The organism is Nocardioides sp. URHA0032, assembly GCF_000620645.1.
Lineage (GTDB): Bacteria > Actinomycetota > Actinomycetes > Propionibacteriales > Nocardioidaceae > Nocardioides.
Window position 1 is genome coordinate 44544 of the sequence record NZ_JIAV01000021.1, and the last position, 16970, is coordinate 61513.

Genomic DNA, 16970 nt, shown 5'->3' on the forward strand with positions numbered 1-16970 from the left:
TCGTTGGGTCTGGTCGGTGGGATGACCATGCAGGTCACGACTTGGAGTCGGCTTCGAGCCGACTTGGAGCCGGTTCGGGAGCGGAGGCGGCCGCGGCTCCCTACGCTGTGCCCGTGGAGGTGTCCGTCCTCGGTCCGATCGAGGTCAGCCTGGCGGGAGCGCCCGTCGATCTCGGTACGCCGAAGCAGCGGGCGCTGGTCGCCGCGCTCGCGCTGTCGCGGGGGTGGCCGGTGTCGGTCGACGCGATCGTGGACCTGCTGTGGGACGACTCGCCGCCACCGGGGGTGACGGCGACGCTGCAGGCCTACGTGTCCCAGCTGCGCCGCGTGCTCGAGCCGGACCGGCAGCGGCGGGCGCCCGCGACCGTGCTGGTCACCGTCGCTCCCGGGTATGCGCTGCGGGTGCCCGACGAGAGCGTCGACGCCCACCGCTTCGAGCAGGCCGTGACCACCGCGCACCGCACCCTCCAGCCGCTCGGGTGGGGCCGCTCGCCGCTCGACGAGGGACGGCTGACCGCGGTGGTCGCTGCCCTCGACGAGGCGCTGGCGAGCTGGCGGGGCACGCCGTACGGCGAGCTCGGGGACGCCGACAGCGCGGTGGCCGAGCGGGCGCGGCTCGAGGAGCTGCGGCTGATCGGCCTGGAGGACCGGGCCGTGGGCGGGCTTGCCCTCGGCCGCCACGCCACCGTCGCCGCGGAGCTCGAGGCGCTGACCGCCGCGCATCCGCTGCGGGAGCGGATGTGGGCGCTCCGGGCCCTCGCCCTGACCCGCTCGGGCAGGCAGGCCGACGCGCTGGACGTGCTGCGCCGGGTGCGCGAGGTGCTCGACGAGGAGCTCGGCCTGGAGCTGTCGGCCGAGCTGCGCGATCTCCAGACAGCGGTGCTGCGCCAGGACCCCGGTCTCGACTGGGTGGCGCCCGACGCCGGCAGCACGCCGGCGGTGGCCGTTCCCCCGGCGCCCGCCCCGGCCGTCCACCCCGCGGCCGAGCAGGTCGCGCCGTGGCCGATGGTCGGCCGGGACGCCGAGCTGGCGTCCCTCCTCGAGCTGGTCGGGGCGGCCGAGCGGGGCGCGCCGGCGTACGCCGTCATCACCGGCGACCCGGGCATCGGCAAGTCACGGCTGGCGGCCGAGCTGGTGGTCCGCGCCCGGCACCGGGGACTCCGCGTGCTGGTCGGACGCTGCTCCCAGGACGACGGCGCCCCGCCGCTGTGGCCCTGGAAGACGGTGCTCGACGGGCTCGGCGCGAGCCTGCTCGACGAGGCGCCGGCCGACGAGGGCGAGGGTGGCCAGTTCCGCGCCTGGGAGCGGATCGCGGACACGATCCGTGCCGCCGCGCAGGAGCAGCCCACGGTGGTCGTCCTCGACGACCTGCACTGGGCCGACACCTCGTCGCTGCGCGTCCTCCGGCTGCTCGTGGAGACCACCGACCAGGCCCGCCTGATGCTGGTGACCACGTGGCGCGCGCACCCCGAGCCGTCGGGCGCGCTCGCGGACGTGGCCGAGACGCTGGCCCGGATGCACGCGCTCCGGCTCCAGCTCTCGGGCCTGCCGCCGACCGACGCGGCGTCGGTCTTCGAGAGTGTCACGAGCCGTGGGCTCGACGCCGCCGAGGCTGCCGCGCTGCGCGACCGCACCGACGGCAACCCGTTCTTCCTGGTCGAGCTGGCCCGGCTGGCGGGGGAGCGGGGAGCACCGGGCGACGAGCTGCCGACCGCGGTCGCCGACGTGATCAACCGCCGGTTGCTCCGGCTGCCGGAGCAGACCGTGGCCGCGCTCCGGGCTGCGGCGGTCATCGGCCGGCAGTTCGACACCCCGACCCTGGCGACCGTCACCGGCATCGACGAGGACGACCTGCTCGACGTGGTCGAGCCCGCCCAGGCCGCGGGGCTGGTGCGGGAGGACGGCATCGACCGGTACCTGTTCGCGCACGCCCTGGTCCGCGACACCCTCCGCTCCGGGATGAGCGCGAGTCGTCGCGCCCGGGCGCACGCCCGGGTCGCCGACGCGCTCACCGGCGTGCCGGGTCGCGAGACCGAGGTGGCGCGGCACTGGCACGAGGCCGGCCCGTCGTACGGCGACCGGGCCTGGCGCTCCGCCGTGGAGGCCGCAGCGGTGGCGCGCCGGTTCTACGCCTACGACCAGGCGGCCGAGCTGCTGGAGGGCGCGCTCGTGTCGCTGGACACCGACGGGCAGGCGACCCTGCGCGACCGGTACGACGTGCTGATGGCGCTGATCGAGGCGTACCGCTGGGCGGCACAGCTGCCCGACCTGGTCGCGACGGTGGAGCAGGCGATCGAGGTCGGCAAGCAGCTGCGCGACCCCGAGGCCGTCGCCCGCGCCGCGATCGCGACGACCGAGGGCGTGCTGTGGCGCTCCGGTCCGCCGGGCGACGTCAACGAGGAGGTCGTCGGCGCCCTGCGCGGCAGCCTGGACCGGCTGCCCGCGGACGACAGCGACCTGCGCTGTCGCACCATGCTGGCGCTGGCCAACGAGCTCTACGACACGGTCTCCTGGGAGGAGCGCCGCGCGCTCTGCGACGAGGGCCTGGCGATGGCCCGGCGCCTCGACGACCCGCTGCTCCTGATGTTCGCCTGCCAGGTCGTGTTCGTCGCGCTGTGGACGGCCGACACCGCGGTCGAGCGCGTCGCGCTGGTCCGGGAGGCCCGGGACCTGGCCCGGTCGACGCGGAACGAGCGCGCGTACGTCGTCTGTGCGACCCTGCACGCCGCCGTGCTCAGCGAGGTCGGGCGGACCGAGGAGATGTGGCGGGCGATCGAGGAGGCCCGGTCGGCGGCGCAGCAGCAGCGGATCGCGTTCGGCGAGCTGGTCCTCGGTGGGCTGGAGATCCCGTGGCACGCGATGGCCGGCCGGTTCGAGGAGTGCGAGCGGTTGCTCGGTGAGCTGCAGGAGCTGGGCAGCCGGCTCTCGCACCACAACGTCGACGAGAGCATGGCCGCCGCCCTGCTCGCGATCCGGCTGTGGCAGGGCCGACCCAGCGAGATGGTGCCGGTGCTGGACGGGTTCGACGCCACGCCGTACCCCTTCGGCGCGAGCGTCGCGGTGTACCTGTGGCGGGCCGGTGAGCACGACAACGCACGCCAGGTGTATGCCGAGCGCGGTGCGCCCCTCGACCACGACAACGACATCTCGCTGCTCGCGTGGGCGCACGCGGCGGAGCTGTCGCTCTACCTCGGCGAGCCCGCCCTCGCCGCGGGGGCGTACGCGAAGCTCGCGCCCCTCGCGGGACTCAACACCTGCGCCGGCTCCTCGCTCGCCCTCGGTCCGGTGGACTCCTACCTGGCCCTGGCCGCGGCCGCGACGGGGGAGCGCGAGCTCGCGGCGAAGCACGCCGAGGACGCGCTCGCGCTTGCCGACGCCTGGGACGTCCCGCTCGTGGCGGCGTGGCTCCGGGGCCTGCGCGAGGAGCACGGCTTCTAGGTCCGGGCCCACCATCTGGACCGGTCAAGAGCGGGTTTGGAGGGAGGCCCGTGATCGGCGAGGCTGGGGCGGTGCCGTCCCTGCTCCACACCCGCAACGCCGTTGCCGCGAGCTTCGCGCTGAACGGGTTCTGCTTCGCCACCCTGGTCTCCCGGCTGCCCGACATTCGCAGCGGCCTGGACCTCGACAACGGCGCCCTCGGCCTGCTGCTGCTCTCGATCTCCCTCGGCTCCGTCGTCGCGCTGCCCCTGAGCGGGCGGCTCATCGACCGGCTCGGTGCGACCGCGGTGACCCGCCTCGGCGCGATCCTGGTCGCGGGCGGGCTGACGGTCGCGGCCGTCGGCGTCGTCAGCGACCTCGTGCTGCTCACCGCGCTCGGCCTGCTCGTCGACGGTGTGGGCACGGCCGTCTGGGATGTGTCGATGAACGTCGAGGCCGCGGAGGTCGAGCGGCAGCTGGGGCGCACGATCATGCCGCGGTTCCACGCGGGCTGGAGCCTCGGCACGTTCACCGGCGCGGCGATCGGCGTGCCGATGGCTGCCGTGCACGCCCCGCTGCTCCTCCACATCCCGGCGTTCGCGGTGCTCGCCGCGGCCGCGACCTGGCGGGCTGCCGGCACCTACCTCCCGCCGGTCGCCACCCACGAGGAGCGGCAGGCCGTCGCGTGCTCCCCGTGGCGGGAGCCCCGCACGCTGGCCATCGGCGTCATGGTGCTTGCGTTCGCGCTCTCGGAGGGAGCCGCCAACGACTGGCTCTCGCTCGCGCTCATCGACGGCTACGACGTACGCCACTGGGTCGGCGTCGCCGGCTTCGCGCTGTTCGTCAGCTCGATGATGGCCGGCCGGCTCTACGGGCCGGTCGTGCTCGACCGGTTCGGCCGGGCACCGGTGCTGTGGGGCTGCTCGGCCGCGGCCTTCGCGGGCATCCTGCTCGTCGTCTTCGGCGGCGCCGTGGTCCCGGTCGCGATCGGCATCGTCGTGTGGGGCCTGGGGGCGTCCCTGGGCTTCCCGGTCGGCATGAGCGCCGCCGCCGACGACCCGCTCCGCGCGGCCCGACGGGTCAGCGTGGTGTCGACGATCGGCTACTCGGCGTTCCTCGCCGGCCCGCCCTTCCTCGGCCTGCTCGCCGACCACGTCGGGACGCTGCGGACCCTGCTGGTCATCGCCGCCCTGATGGTCCCCGCCGCGGTCACCGTCTTCGCGGCGCGGGAGCGGCAGCGAGTGTCCCGCTGAGGGCCGTGGTCCGCTCCTAGCGTTCGCCTCCCGGCACCCACAGCACGTCGCCGTTCTCGCGATTCGCGTGCCGGGCCAGGATGAAGAGCAGGTCGGAGAGCCGGTTCAGGTAGGTGATCGCCAGGGGGTTCATCGAGGACCCGTGCACCTCGAAGGCCGCCCAGGCCGAGCGCTCGGCCCGCCGGACGACCGTGCGCGCGACGTGCAGCAGGGCGGCGCCCGGCGTACCCCCGTTGAGGATGAAGGAGCGCAGCGTCGGCAGGTGCTCGTTGTACTCGTCGCACCAGCCCTCGAGCCGGTCGACGTACGCCTGCTCGATCCGCAGGGGCGGGTACTCCGGGTCGGGGACGACCGGGGTGCAGAAGTCGGCGCCGACGTCGAACAGGTCGTTCTGCACGGTGGTGAGCACCCGCACCACGTCCTCGGCCAGCCCGCCGCTCGCCAGCGCCAGCCCGATCTGCGCGTTCGCCTCGTCGACGTCGGCGTACGCCGCGAGCCGCAGGTCGGTCTTGCGGGTCACGCTCATGTCGCCCAGCCGGGTCTCCCCGCCGTCGCCGGTGCGCGTGTAGATCCGGGTGAGGTTGACCATGACGGGAGCGTAGCCGGGACCGGACCGCCCGGCGGGTACGCCGGCGCCACCGGACGCGACACGGCGGATTTCCCGATCGGGCGACGCAACCGATCGGAGGTCCACGGCGTCATAGTGGTTGACAGGCAACCATCGGCAGATGGAGCGACCGGGGCGTCTCATGGCCCCGGAGGACGGGGGCAGCAGCCATGGAGATCATCACCGACGGACCGATCCTCCTGCTCGACGGCGACTTCGACGTGCGCAGCACGTGGGAGGTCCGCACCGCGATCTACGACCTTCTCGAGGGCCACGACCAGGACGTCGTCGTCGACCTCACCGGCGTGACCACCATCGACATGACCGCGCTCAAGGTGCTCGCGGTCGCCACCCGCCAGGCCACCCGCAGCGGCCACCACCTCACGCTTAGAGGCTGCAACTCCGCGGTCCGCAGGATGCTGCACCTGTCCCGGCTCAGCCGCTTCGTGGCAGTGGAGCGGGCCGCCGCGACCGCGTGAGCCACGCCACGGTCGCCACCGTCGTGTCGGATACCCCACACGCGGTTACCAATCGGTAGCCGCCGTCCTACCCTCGGTGCCATGACCGAGAAGGACAGGCCCGAGAAGGACCGGCCGTGGGTGATGCGGACCTACGCCGGGCACTCGACGGCCGCCGCGTCCAACGCGCTGTACCGGACCAACCTCGCCAAGGGCCAGACCGGCCTGTCGGTCGCCTTCGACCTCCCGACCCAGACCGGGTACGACCCCGACTCGCCGCTCGCGCGCGGCGAGGTCGGCAAGGTCGGCGTACCGGTCCCGCACCTCGGTGAGATGCGCCGGCTGTTCGCGGACATCCCGCTCACGGGGATGAACACGTCGATGACCATCAACGCGGTCGCGATGTGGATGCTCGCGATGTACCAGGTGGTCGCCGAGGAGCAGAACCCCGAGCTGTCGCCCGAGGACGTCGCCGCCCAGCTGGCCGGCACCACGCAGAACGACATCATCAAGGAGTACCTCTCCCGCGGGACCTACGCGTTCCCGCCCGAGGCCTCGATGCGGCTCATCGCCGACATGATCGCTTACACCGTCCACCAGATCCCGAAGTGGAACCCGATCAACATCTGCAGCTACCACCTGCAGGAGGCCGGGGCCACGCCGACGCAGGAGCTGGCGTACGCGCTGTGCACGGCGATCGCGGTCCTCGACACGGTGAAGGACGCCGGCCAGGTCGACGCCGACGACTTCGAGAAGGTCGTCGGCCGGATCTCGTTCTTCGTCAACGCCGGCGTCCGGTTCATCGAGGAGACCTGCAAGATGCGGGCCTTCGGACGGCTCTGGGACGACATCACGCGTGAGCGGTACGGCGTGCAGGACCCCAAGATGCGCCGGTTCCGGTACGGCGTGCAGGTCAACTCGCTCGGCCTCACCGAGGCCCAGCCCGAGAACAACGTCCAGCGGATCGTGCTGGAGATGCTCGGTGTGACGCTCTCCAAGGCCGCGCGCGCCCGGGCGCTCCAGCTGCCGGCGTGGAACGAGGCGCTCGGCCTGCCGCGACCCTGGGACCAGCAGTGGTCGTTGCGGTTGCAGCAGGTGCTCGCCTTCGAGTCCGACCTGCTCGAGTACGACGACATCTTCGAGGGCTCGCACGTCATCGAGGCCAAGGTCGCGGAGCTGGTCGAGGGCGCGCGCGCCGAGATCGACCGCGTCCAGGCGATGGGCGGCGCGATCGCCGCGGTCGAGTACATGAAGCAGGAGCTGGTCTCCTCGCACGCGGCCCGGCGAGCCCGGATCGAGTCCGGTGAGGAGGTCATCGTCGGCGTCAACAGGTTCGAGACGACCGAGCCCTCGCCGCTGACCGCCGACCTCGACGCCGCGATCATGGCCGCGGACCCGGATGCCGAGAAGGCCGCGCTGGCCAGTGTCGAGGAGTGGAAGGCGCAGCGCGACGAGGCCGCGGTCGCCGCCGCGCTCGCCGCGCTCGCCGGGGCCGCCAAGACCGAGACGAACCTGATGGGGCCGACCCTGGTGGCGGCACGCGCGGGCGCGACCACGGGGGAGTGGGCCGGGACGCTGCGCGAGGTGTTCGGCGAGTACCGCGGGCCGACCGGCGTCAGCGGCGCGATCGGCGTCTCCGACGGGGGTGACGAGCTCGCCGCCGTACGCGCCCGGGTGAAGGAGACCGGCGACGAGCTGAGCGGCGGCAGGGGCGGCCGGCTCCGGCTGCTGGTCGGCAAGCCCGGGCTCGACGGTCACTCGAACGGAGCCGAGCAGGTCGCCGTACGCGCCCGCGACGCGGGCTTCGAGGTCGTCTACCAGGGCATCCGGCTCACCCCCGAGCAGATCGTCGCCGGCGCGGTCGCCGAGGACGTGCACTGCGTCGGCCTGTCGATCCTCTCGGGCTCGCACATGGAGCTGGTGCCCGCCGTGCTCGACGGCCTCGAGGCGGCCGGCCTCCGCGACGTGCCGGTGATCGTCGGCGGGATCATCCCCGACTCCGACGGTCGCCGGCTGCTCGAGCTGGGCGTCGCCGCCGTCTACACCCCCAAGGACTTCGGCCTGACCGAGATCATGGACGGCATCGTCGACGTGATCCGCCGGGCGCACGGGCTGGACTGAGGGTGCGGCGGCGGGGGCCGGGTTTCTCCGGCTGACCGGAGAAACCCGCGGACACGCCGACGCAGGCCCGGCGTGTCGTCGGGTTTCCCCCGACAACCCCCGGGTTTCAGCCGTCCGTGCGAGGTTAGCCTCGCCTAAGTTCGCGTGTTACGATCTCGTCCGTGGCGAAGAAGTCCCGGGCGAAGAAGGCGAAGCTGCCCAAGACGAAGTGCTGCGTCTCCGCGTCGAAGTGCGGACGCTGCCCGCTGCGCATGCTCAAGAACGGCACGCTGCCCGAGGGGTATACGGTCAGGAAGCGCGAGCTGGTCCGTCTGGACGGCAAGAAGGTCTCCAAGAAGAAGCTCGCCAAGGCCGCCTGACCCCCACCCGAGGAGCCCCCGTGGTCGCTGCCCGCTTCGCGGACCAGCTGAACGTCCAGATCGGCAACGAGCTGGCTGCGCACAACCAGTACCTCGCCTGCGCCGTCTACTTCGACGCCCTGACGATGCCGCGGATGGCGGCGTTCTTCTACGGCCAGGCTCTCGAGGAGCGGGCGCACGCCGCGATGATGATCCAGTACCTCCTCGACACCGACAGCGAGGTCGTGATCCCGGCCGTCCCGGCGCCGGTGAGCGCGTTCGACGACGTCGTCGCACCCGTGAACCTGGCGCTCGACCAGGAGAAGCGGGTCACCGAGCAGGTCAACGGGCTGCTGCGGGTCGCCCGCGAGGAGGGCGACTTCGCCTCCGAGCAGTTCATGCAGTGGTTCATCAAGGAGCAGGTCGAGGAGGTCGCGACGATGAGCGACCTGCTCGCGGTCACCACCCGCAACCGCGACGACATCGAGGACATCGAGGAGTACGTCGCGCGCGAGCAGGGCGTGGAGGGCACCGACCCGACCGCGCCGCGCCAGGCCGGCGCCTGACCGTACGTCGGCACGCGGCTCGCCCGCCCACCACCAGCGGATCCGCTCAGCCCGGCGGCCGCGAGGTCGCCGTGGAGTTCGGGCAGAACGCCTCGCGCGGCGAGCCGGTGTGCAGCTCCTCGGGGAGCGAGACCGTCACGTCGTCGGTCAGCACGCCGCCGCGCTCGACGCGCAGCACCACCTCGGTCACGAACGCGCCCGCCCGCGCGGACAGCGTCTCGCAGCCGCTCATGTGCAGCGCGAGCGTGACGTCCGCGGACTCGCCCGGGCCGAGCTGGACCGGCGTGAGGCCGGTCGGGTGGAACAGGCGGGACGGCGGCTGCTGGTCGGACAGCCCGCGCACCTCGACCGGCACCCGCTCGTCGTTCGTGAGCCGGAACGTGTAGCGAAGCGTCCCGCCGTCGGCGTACCGGACCTGACGGACGGTGCGGTCGGCGATGGTGAACACGGCGGACGCCTCGGTGCCGGACACCGACGTCGGCCCGGACGCCGTCAGCGACGGTGACGTGCGCGCCAGCGCGACACCGCCGCCGGCGAGCACCAGCAGCAGCAGGACGCCGACCAGGGCGAACCTACGCAGCACGGGTCCACCGCCGGCGTACGACGCCGATCCCCAGCGCCAGCGCCGCGCCGGTCAGCGCCAGAGGTGCGACCAGGACCGCCGATGAGTCGGGCCGGTCGGCCGGGCGGGCGCCGGGCCTGGCCGGGTCGTCGAACCACGTGCAGCCCGCGGGGTGGTTCCAGGTGGGGTCGTTGCGGTCGTACTGGCTGCAGCTGAGGAACCCCGCGTCCTTGACCGCCGCACCGGGCAGGAACACCGAGCCCCCGTCGGCACACGAGGCCGGGTCGACGGTGAAGTTGTCGGTCTGGCCGGCCGAGCCGTAGTGGTTGTCCTCCCAGCAGTTGCCGGTGCCCTGGTCGTCCCACCAGTGGTCCATGCCGTTGGGCCGCTCCGCGCCGTGGGGGTCGATGCCCATCTGGTTCTCGAAGGTGTGGTTGTCGTTCGAGGTGTCGTAGAGGTGTGACGGGTCGTAGTCGTCCCGCAGCACGGCAGGGACCCAGAACTGCATGGTGCCGTACCGCCAGTTGTCGTAGATCCAGTTGTGGTCGGTGGAGTCGAAGTTGCCGCCGGCGATCAGGACACCGGTGCCGACGGGGGTCGGGACGACCGGGCACACCGTGCCGTGGAGGTAGTCGCGGTCCTCCATCGGCTCCGCGCAGACGCCGGTGTCGACGAACCTGGCGTACCAGTTCGAGTTGTTGGAGTGGATGTCGTTGTGGCTCCAGCGGGCGTGGTCCTGCGGCAGGCCGGGGTGGCCGGGGAACAGCGAGTCGGTGGCGATGCCGGTGGCGTTGTCGAAGAACTGGTTGTCGTGCGCCCAGATCGAGTTGCCGGCCGTCCCCGAGTAGCCGAGCGTGTTGTGGTGGCTGGAGTTGCCACGGATCTCGATGGCGTAGCGGGTGGCCTTGAAGTCGGGGTTGTCGGCGTTGAGGTCCGAGCCGGAGCCGGGGTAGAAGCCGGAGTCGCCGTTGTAGTAGGCCTCCGAGTCCTGGATCAGGCCATGGTCGCTGGCGAAGGCGAGGACGCCGTACTCGTCGTTGCCCCGCGCGACGACCCGGTCGAGCACGAACCCGTCGGTCTCCATCACGTAGATCGAGTTGAACTCCGACTGCTGGAAGGTCATGTTGCTCAGGTAGAAGCCCCCCATCCGGTCGGCGCGGATCGCGTTCAGCTTCGTGAACCGGTTGTCGACGATGACGTCGGTCGGCTTCGCGCCGGTGCCGATCAGCTGGGTGCCGCAGAACCTGCTGTTGCAGCGGATGCTGTCGTCGTTCGGCGTCCGGTCGCCGAACAGGGCGATCAGGTTGAGGTTGTGGGCGCACGTGCGCTGGTCGGCGTACGACAGGGCGATCGGGTTGGTCTCCCCGGAGGCCGCGGCCTCCTTCTCGGCGCCGGGGTCGGGGGAGGAGATGCTGCCGATGTACTCCGAGGACAGCAGCGGCGAGGTGGACTCCGTCTTGAGGTGCGAGCAGTAGTAGCTGCGCTTCGCGTCGGCGTACTTCGACTCGTGGTAGACGCCCGGCAACACGTAGATCGACGTCCTGCGGTGCCTGATCGAGGTCACGGCGTCCTGGATGGAGTGGAACCGGCAGGCCCGGAGCAGCCGCTCGCTGCGCTGCTTCGCGGCGCCTGCGGGTAGCGCAGCGACCGCAGCGGCGCTGTCGCCGTGGCAGACCACGCGCTGCCGGGTGTTGTCCCAGCCGAGGAAGTGGGGCCGGTGCCCGGTGCCGTCGGGGAACTGGGCGGGCCGCTCCTCGTGGGCGGCGGCCGGAGCGGCCCAGGCCACCGAGAGCATCAGGACCACGAGGGCGAGGGCGCGTCGGGACATGCCGCCCCAACGAGGCCGGTGTGACCCGGGTTACGTCAACCCAGCCAGCGCAGCACGGCGGCCCGCACCCGGTCGGCGGACCTCTCCAGCGGCAGCGCGCTGCCGGCGCCGCGGAAGATCTTCGTCGTCACCTTCGTCGGGTACGACGACGCCTGGGCGTCGCGTGCCGACGCGCGGTTGAGCTTGTCCTGGCCGCCGTACAGCAGGAGGACCGGTGCGTCGACCTTGCCCGCCGCGAGGTTCGACGCGAGCAGGAACGGGCTGAGGCTGCCGACGTCGCCGCACGGGTCCTCGCTCCGGCGACTGGCGGCGGCACGCTGCACCGCGGCCGGGGCGGTCGCGAACATCAGGCTCCGGAAGTCCGCCCTGGTGGCCGCGAACGGCGCGTAGTCGGTGCCGGCGCAGTCCCGGCTCTGCCGGGCCGCGGTCCGGGTGGCGAGCGCGGTCGCACCACGGTCGGTCCACGACATCAGCACCAGCCCGTCCACGTCATCGAACGTCCCGGCCTCGACCTGGGCGATCGCCGCGCCGACGCCGTGGCCCTGGGTGACGACGTGCGCGGCGGCGGGCGTCGTACCGAGGTCGGGGTTGGTGAACCGGTACTGGCCGGAGGCCAGGTGCTGGACGACCTGGTGCAGCATGTCGGCCTGGGCGCCGAGGCAGGTCGCGTCGCCATCGGGGAGCCGGCTGGTGCCGTACCCGAGCCGGTCGAGGACCAGCGACGTCTCGCCGTGCTCGGCGAGACGGGTCGCGTAGTCGTACGCCGGGTGGCCGGCCAGGTTCCAGAACCAGCCGCCGGTGCCGAAGTCGTGCACCAGCACGTTGACCCGCAGCGCACCGCCGATGCCGTCGAGGTCCTGCGCGGGACCGACGAGTCGGCCGCGCAGGTGGTACGACCGGTTGTCCGGTGCACAGAGGACCGAGGTGGCGTTGGTGTTCTCGACGTCGAAGACCACTCCCCGCGACCCCACGCGCGACTCCACCCGCGGGGAGGCGGCGGTCGCGGCCGGGGCCGCGAGCAGCGTGGCGACGAGGGCGGTCAGGACTCCGAGAAGGGTCGGCCTCACGCTGTTGAACCTACGTCAATAGGCGGCCGGGGCGAAATGTGATGTTGTTCGCGCCAGACTGCATCCATGGCGGGACGAGTCCTCGTGGTCGGTGCGGGCGTGGTGGGGCTGACCTGCGCGGTGCGCCTGCTCGAGGCCGGTCACCGCGTCGACGTCGTGGCCCGGGACCTGCCGCGGGAGACTTCCTCCGCCGTGGGAGCGGCCTTCTGGTACCCGTACCGCGCACTCCCGCAGGACCGGGTCACCGCCTGGGCCGCCACGTCGTACGCCGTGTTCGACGCGATCGCCGACACGGACCCGGAGTCCGGCGTGCGCATGGTGCCGGGGACCCAGGTGTTCGCGGGGGCCGCGCCCGAGCCCTGGTGGGCGGGGGCGGTGCCGCGGCTCGAGCGGACCCGCGACGTGCCGGCGGGTTGGGGCGAGGGGCTGCGGTTCACCACGCCGGTCGCCGACACCAGCCGCTACCTCGACTGGCTGGCGGGGCGGGTGGAAGCGGCCGGAGGCACGATCACCCGGCTCAACCTCGGCGGCCTGCCGACGGAGGGACTGGTCCTGAACTGCTCGGGCCTGGGCGCCCGGCTGCTCGGGTCCGACCGCACGGTCGTTCCGGTGCGCGGCCAGGTCGTGCACGTCGAGCAGTTCGGCCTCGACCGGTGGTGGCTCGACGAGGCGGGCCCGACGTACGTCGTCCCCCGCGCGCACGACGTCGTCGTGGGCAGCAGCGACGTCGAGGGCGAGTGGAGCCGGACGCCGGACCCGGTGGCGACCGAGGACATCCTGGAGCGGGCGGCGCGCCTGGTGCCGGCGGTGCGCGGCGCCCGGGTGCTGCGGCACAAGGTCGGGCTGCGACCGGTGCGGCCGGCGGTGCGCCTGGAGCGGGCCGGGGACGTCGTGCACTGCTACGGGCACGGTGGCGCGGGGGTCACCCTCAGCTGGGGTGTCGCGGACGAGGTGGTCGCGCTCGTGGAGCGTCGCCCGGCGAGTGCTCGTCCCAGCGGCTAGGGTCGGCGGGTGGAGGAGCCGCACCCGGAGGCACTGCTCCGGGGGGTGTTCGATGCCGTCCCGGACGCCGTCGTCGTCGTCGACGGGAACGGCGCCATCGTGCTCGCCAACGCGCGGTGCGGTGCGGTGTTCGGTCGTGATGCCGCCGCGCTCATCGGTGAGCCGATCGAGGTGCTGGTCCCGGAGCCGTTGCGCTCCACGGGGCTGGTCCGCCTGCCGGCACGCCGCGCGGACGGGACGGAGTTCTCGGCCGAGATCTCGCTCGCGCCCATCCAGGTCGACGGCACGTCGTACGTCTCGGCGATCGTCCGTGACGTCACCGCCCGGGTCCGGGACGAGGAGCGGTTCCGCAGCCTGCTCGAGGCGGCGCCCGACCCGACGGTGATCGTGGACCGCGACGCGACGATCGTGCTGGCCAACAACCAGATGCAGGACGTGTTCGGCTACCCGCGGGCCGAGCTGGTCGGCCGGCCGGTCGACATCCTCGCCTCCACACCGGGGCCGGCCGAGGTGCGCGAGCGCATCGGCCGCTACCTCGTCGAGCCCGACCTGGTGCCGATGGGGTACACGCAGGAGTTCCGGATCCTGCACCACGCCGGGCACGAGGTGCCGGTGGAGATCGGCCTGTCGCCGCTGCACACCGACGAGGGCGTCCTCGTGTCGATCGCGGTGCGCGACGTGTCCGAGCGCCGACGGCTCGAGGTCGAGTCGCAGCAGCTGCGCGACGAGCTGATCGCGACCGTGTCGCACGAGCTGCGCACCCCGCTCACCTCGATCATCGGCTACTCCGAGCTGATGGGAGACCTCGACGACGGCGACCTCAGCCGCCGCGCCCGCAAGCTGCTGGGCGTGATCGAGCGGAACGCCGAGCGCGAGCTGCAGCTCGTCGACGACCTGCTCACGATGGCCTACCTGGACGACAACCGGCTCCGCATCGACCGGCGTGCCATCGACCTGGTCCCGCTCGCCCGCCAGGTCGCCGGCGACGCGAACCTCCGCGCCCGCGAGCGCGGCCTCGAGCTCACGCTGGTCGTGGCCGACTCCGTCCAGGCCTACGGCGACTTCTACCGCCTCGTGCAGGTGCTGGAGAACCTGCTCACCAACGCCCTGAAGTTCACCGCGCCCGGCGGCCGGATCGACGTGGCCGTGCGGAACGACGGGCCGATGGGGGTCCTCGAGGTGCGGGACACCGGCGTCGGCGTCAGCGCGGAGGAGAAGGAGAAGGTGTTCGACCGGCTCTACCGGGCGCCCTCCGCGATCCGCGGGCAGGTGCAGGGTGCGGGCCTGGGCCTGCCGATCGTGCGCGCGATCGTCGAGGCGCACGACGGCACCGTCGACGTCGAGAGCGAGGTCGGCGTCGGCACGGTCGTGCGTGTGTCGATCCCCCGCGAGCGGCCCGCCGACGGCTGAACGTCCGGGCCGCCACGTCCTAGATGTCGGCGACCCCGACGACCGCGCGGGGGGAGATGGCGCCGTACACGTGCGGGAAGGTCTCGTCCACGCCGGGCGCCGGCGGCTCCTCCACGACGGGTACGCCGAGCCGGTCGGTCTCGATCTCGAGCAGCACCAGCGGCTCGGTGACGTCGGCGTAGAACGCCGCGCGCACGCCCTCCCACTGGTCGGCGTGGCTCGCGTGGATGTAGCCCTCCTCCGCGAGGGTCACGCCGCGGGTCGAGGTCGTGTAGGCGCCCTCGCGCTGCGCCCGCTCCCAGTCGGCGCGCGTCGCGATGTGGAAGATCCGCATGCGCTCATCGTCTCAGTACGCCGACCTGGTCGGCGTACCAGCGGATGCCGGTGAGGTGCACGGCGATCTCGCGCAGCGTCCAGCTGTCGCCGCGGGGAACGTCCCACTCGGCCGGGCCCGCGGCGGCGATGCGCAGCGCGAAGGTGCGGCCGAGCCGCCGCAGCCGCTGGTGCGCCTCGTCGAGGTCGATCTCGGTGAACCGCGCCCAGTCCGCGTCGACGGTCACCAGGCTGGCGTGCCAGCGATCCGGCTCGGTCGGGACGCCGGTCAGCAGCGCCTCGACCTCGGCGAGGTGGTCGACCAGGTGGTCGGCGATCCGGCGGACGGCCTTGTGCGGCGTGTAGACCCGGTCGCCGTCCTCGCTCACCGCTGGCCGGCCGTCCCAGGCGAGCCAGGTCGCCGCCACCTCCAGGCAGTGCTCGACGGCGTCCTCGACCTGCGTCCCGGGGTTCTCCATGCCGGCGACCGTAGGGCCCGGACGCTTCGGTCCGGGACGAAGCGTGCGCGGCGTAGCCTCGCGGGGTGCACGACACCGACCTCGCCGCGACCGGCGCGCTGATCGGGGACCCGAGCCGGGCCCGGATGCTCGACGCGCTGATGGGTGGTCGCGCGCTCGCCGCCGGGGAGCTCGCGCGGATCGCCGGTGTCGGCGCCTCCACCGCGAGCGAGCACCTCGCCCGGCTCCGGGACGGCGGCCTGGTCGAGGTCGTGGCCCACGGCCGGCACCGGTACTACCGGATCGCCGGGCCCGACGTCGGCGCGGCCCTCGAGGCGCTGTCGCAGGTGGCTCCGCCCCGGCCGGTCCGGTCGCTGCGCCAGTCCGGCCACGCCCAGGCGCTCGGGTTCGCCCGCACCTGCTACGACCACCTCGCCGGAGCGTGCGGCGTGGCACTGCACGACGCGATGATCGACCGCGGCTGGCTGACCCGCGCGTACGACGTCACGCCGGCCGGCCACGCCGGACTGGCCGGCTGGGGTGTCGACGTCGGCGCGGCCCGTGCTCGGCGCCGTTCGTTCGCGAGGCCGTGCCTGGACTGGACCGAGCGCCGCCCGCACCTGGCGGGGTCGCTCGCCGCCGGGATCACCGACGGACTGGTGGAGCGCGGGTGGTTCGTGCGCCGCTCCGCCGACTCCCGCGCGCTCCGCCTCACCGACGCCGGCCGCGCCGGGATGCAGGCGCTGGGCTGCGACCTCAGCCCTTCCGCCACACGCTGACGTGCCTGGTCGACGCTCCGGTGAACTCCGAGCGGTCCCAGTCGGCCCAGCGGTGCGCGAGCCGCATCCCGGCGATCCGGGCCATCAGGTCGAGCTCGGCGGGCCAGACGTAGCGGAACGGCACGCTGCTGCGGCGGTACGTCGTACCGTCCGTGGACGAGTAGTGGTGCGACCACATCAGCTGGGTGGCGGTGTCGTACTCGTCGATCCCGACGTGGCCGTCGGTGTGGTCGAAGACCGCGAAGCGCTCGCTGCCCGGCAGCCGCCGGAGGATCGGCACGCCGTTCTCGACCACGAAGAAGCCGCCGGGCTCGAGGTGCCGCGCGGCGTTCTCGAACACCGCGACCTGGTCGTCCTGCGTGGTGACGTTCCCGATCGTGTTGAAGACCAGGTACGCGAGCCGGAAGCGGCCCTCGGCGGTCGCCTCGGTCATGTCACCGATCGTCACGTCGATCAGGTCGCCGCCAGGCTTCGCCCGGAGCTGCGCGACCATCGCCTCCGACAGCTCGATGCCGTGCACGTGGACGCCGCGCTGGGCCAGCGGGATCGCGACCCGGCCGGTGCCGACCGCCAGCTCCAGCGCCGGCCGGCCGCCGGCGAGCTCGGCCAGCAGGTCGACGGTCGGCCCGAGCACCTCGGGGGCGAACATCTCGGCCGAGCCCTCGTCGTACCGCTCGGCTACCTCGGTGTCGAAGTGGTTCTCACGCATCCGGCCATCGTGGTCGGGTGACCGCTGGGGCGCGACCGAGTTTCGGGTCGTCCGCCCGAGGGCGGCGTATGACCGCGCGAGAGG

At 73.1% G+C, this 16970-nt stretch carries 16 protein-coding genes; 9 read left to right on the plus strand and 7 right to left on the minus strand.

Annotated features, from left to right (window positions below; translation table 11 throughout):
• Positions 1-113: 113 nt before the first annotated feature.
• Entirely contained in the window at positions 114-3437 is a 3324-nt protein-coding gene (locus N538_RS0112345; RefSeq protein WP_028637560.1) for a BTAD domain-containing putative transcriptional regulator, read from the plus strand.
• Between the two features lie 71 nt (positions 3438-3508).
• Positions 3509-4669, plus strand: a complete 1161-nt coding sequence (locus N538_RS0112350; protein WP_028637561.1) for an MFS transporter — start codon at positions 3509-3511, stop codon at positions 4667-4669.
• A gap of 16 nt (positions 4670-4685) precedes the next feature.
• Here N538_RS0112350 and N538_RS0112355 read toward each other — a convergent pair whose 3' ends face one another.
• On the minus strand, positions 4686-5258 hold the full coding sequence (locus tag N538_RS0112355) for a cob(I)yrinic acid a,c-diamide adenosyltransferase (RefSeq protein ID WP_028637562.1): 573 nt from the start codon (positions 5256-5258) through the stop codon (positions 4686-4688).
• Between the two features lie 188 nt (positions 5259-5446).
• Here N538_RS0112355 and N538_RS0112360 point away from each other — a divergent pair, with 188 nt between their 5' ends.
• The 4 genes from N538_RS0112360 to N538_RS0112375 all read left to right on the plus strand — a co-directional run bounded on the left by N538_RS0112360 (position 5447) and on the right by N538_RS0112375 (position 8759).
• Positions 5447-5755: an STAS domain-containing protein gene (locus N538_RS0112360; RefSeq protein WP_028637563.1), complete on the plus strand. Its 309-nt coding sequence runs from the start codon at positions 5447-5449 to the stop codon at positions 5753-5755.
• An 81-nt stretch (positions 5756-5836) separates the two neighbouring features.
• The gene (locus tag N538_RS0112365) at positions 5837-7855 is read left to right on the plus strand and encodes a protein meaA (protein WP_028637564.1); all 2019 of its coding nucleotides are present in this window, start codon (positions 5837-5839) and stop codon (positions 7853-7855) included.
• Between the two features lie 161 nt (positions 7856-8016).
• On the plus strand, positions 8017-8214 hold the full coding sequence (locus N538_RS0112370) for a hypothetical protein (protein ID WP_028637565.1): 198 nt from the start codon (positions 8017-8019) through the stop codon (positions 8212-8214).
• A 20-nt stretch (positions 8215-8234) separates the two neighbouring features.
• On the plus strand, positions 8235-8759 hold the full coding sequence (locus N538_RS0112375; RefSeq protein WP_028637566.1) for a ferritin: 525 nt from the start codon (positions 8235-8237) through the stop codon (positions 8757-8759).
• Between the two features lie 46 nt (positions 8760-8805).
• Here N538_RS0112375 and N538_RS0112380 read toward each other — a convergent pair whose 3' ends face one another.
• Genes N538_RS0112380 through N538_RS0112390 form a run of 3 tightly spaced genes read right to left on the minus strand, consistent with a single transcriptional unit; the run spans position 8806 to position 12216 of the window.
• Entirely contained in the window at positions 8806-9342 is a 537-nt protein-coding gene (locus N538_RS0112380) for a hypothetical protein (RefSeq protein WP_028637567.1), read from the minus strand.
• Positions 9332-11149, minus strand: coding sequence for a right-handed parallel beta-helix repeat-containing protein (locus N538_RS25160; RefSeq protein ID WP_051549235.1), 1818 nt, complete (start codon positions 11147-11149; stop codon positions 9332-9334). Before N538_RS25160 ends, N538_RS0112380 begins: the two co-directional genes overlap by 11 nt.
• A gap of 35 nt (positions 11150-11184) precedes the next feature.
• A complete protein-coding gene (locus tag N538_RS0112390) occupies positions 11185-12216 on the minus strand; it encodes an alpha/beta hydrolase (RefSeq protein ID WP_028637568.1) in 1032 nt (343 codons plus the stop codon).
• 66 nt (positions 12217-12282) lie between these two features.
• Here N538_RS0112390 and N538_RS0112395 point away from each other — a divergent pair, with 66 nt between their 5' ends.
• Both N538_RS0112395 and N538_RS0112400 read left to right on the plus strand, forming a co-directional pair.
• Entirely contained in the window at positions 12283-13218 is a 936-nt protein-coding gene (locus N538_RS0112395) for an FAD-dependent oxidoreductase (RefSeq protein WP_028637569.1), read from the plus strand.
• Positions 13219-13227: 9 nt separating this feature from the next.
• On the plus strand, positions 13228-14628 hold the full coding sequence (locus tag N538_RS0112400) for a PAS domain S-box protein (protein ID WP_028637570.1): 1401 nt from the start codon (positions 13228-13230) through the stop codon (positions 14626-14628).
• Between the two features lie 19 nt (positions 14629-14647).
• Here N538_RS0112400 and N538_RS0112405 read toward each other — a convergent pair whose 3' ends face one another.
• The gene (locus tag N538_RS0112405; protein ID WP_028637571.1) at positions 14648-14962 is read right to left on the minus strand and encodes a DUF952 domain-containing protein; all 315 of its coding nucleotides are present in this window, start codon (positions 14960-14962) and stop codon (positions 14648-14650) included.
• A gap of 4 nt (positions 14963-14966) precedes the next feature.
• Positions 14967-15419, minus strand: coding sequence for a hypothetical protein (locus N538_RS25165; RefSeq protein ID WP_036570389.1), 453 nt, complete (start codon positions 15417-15419; stop codon positions 14967-14969).
• A 65-nt stretch (positions 15420-15484) separates the two neighbouring features.
• Here N538_RS25165 and N538_RS0112415 point away from each other — a divergent pair, with 65 nt between their 5' ends.
• A complete protein-coding gene (locus N538_RS0112415; RefSeq protein WP_028637572.1) occupies positions 15485-16177 on the plus strand; it encodes an ArsR/SmtB family transcription factor in 693 nt (230 codons plus the stop codon).
• Here N538_RS0112415 and N538_RS0112420 read toward each other — a convergent pair.
• The gene (locus N538_RS0112420; RefSeq protein WP_028637573.1) at positions 16155-16886 is read right to left on the minus strand and encodes a class I SAM-dependent DNA methyltransferase; all 732 of its coding nucleotides are present in this window, start codon (positions 16884-16886) and stop codon (positions 16155-16157) included. The genes N538_RS0112415 and N538_RS0112420 overlap by 23 nt on opposite strands.
• Positions 16887-16970: the final 84 nt, after the last annotated feature.

Excerpts from the sequence above, each read along its gene's own strand:
- N538_RS0112355 (WP_028637562.1), bottom strand. The coding sequence starts at position 5,258 with ATGGTCAACCTCACCCGGATCTACACGCGCACCGGCGACGGCGGGGAG.
- N538_RS0112360 (WP_028637563.1), top strand. The coding sequence starts at position 5,447 with ATGGAGATCATCACCGACGGACCGATCCTCCTGCTCGACGGCGACTTC.
- N538_RS0112365 (WP_028637564.1), top strand. The coding sequence starts at position 5,837 with ATGACCGAGAAGGACAGGCCCGAGAAGGACCGGCCGTGGGTGATGCGG.
- N538_RS25160 (WP_051549235.1), bottom strand. The coding sequence starts at position 11,149 with ATGTCCCGACGCGCCCTCGCCCTCGTGGTCCTGATGCTCTCGGTGGCC.
- N538_RS0112395 (WP_028637569.1), top strand. The coding sequence starts at position 12,283 with ATGGCGGGACGAGTCCTCGTGGTCGGTGCGGGCGTGGTGGGGCTGACC.
- N538_RS0112405 (WP_028637571.1), bottom strand. The coding sequence starts at position 14,962 with ATGCGGATCTTCCACATCGCGACGCGCGCCGACTGGGAGCGGGCGCAG.
- N538_RS25165 (WP_036570389.1), bottom strand. The coding sequence starts at position 15,419 with ATGGAGAACCCCGGGACGCAGGTCGAGGACGCCGTCGAGCACTGCCTG.
- N538_RS0112420 (WP_028637573.1), bottom strand. The coding sequence starts at position 16,886 with ATGCGTGAGAACCACTTCGACACCGAGGTAGCCGAGCGGTACGACGAG.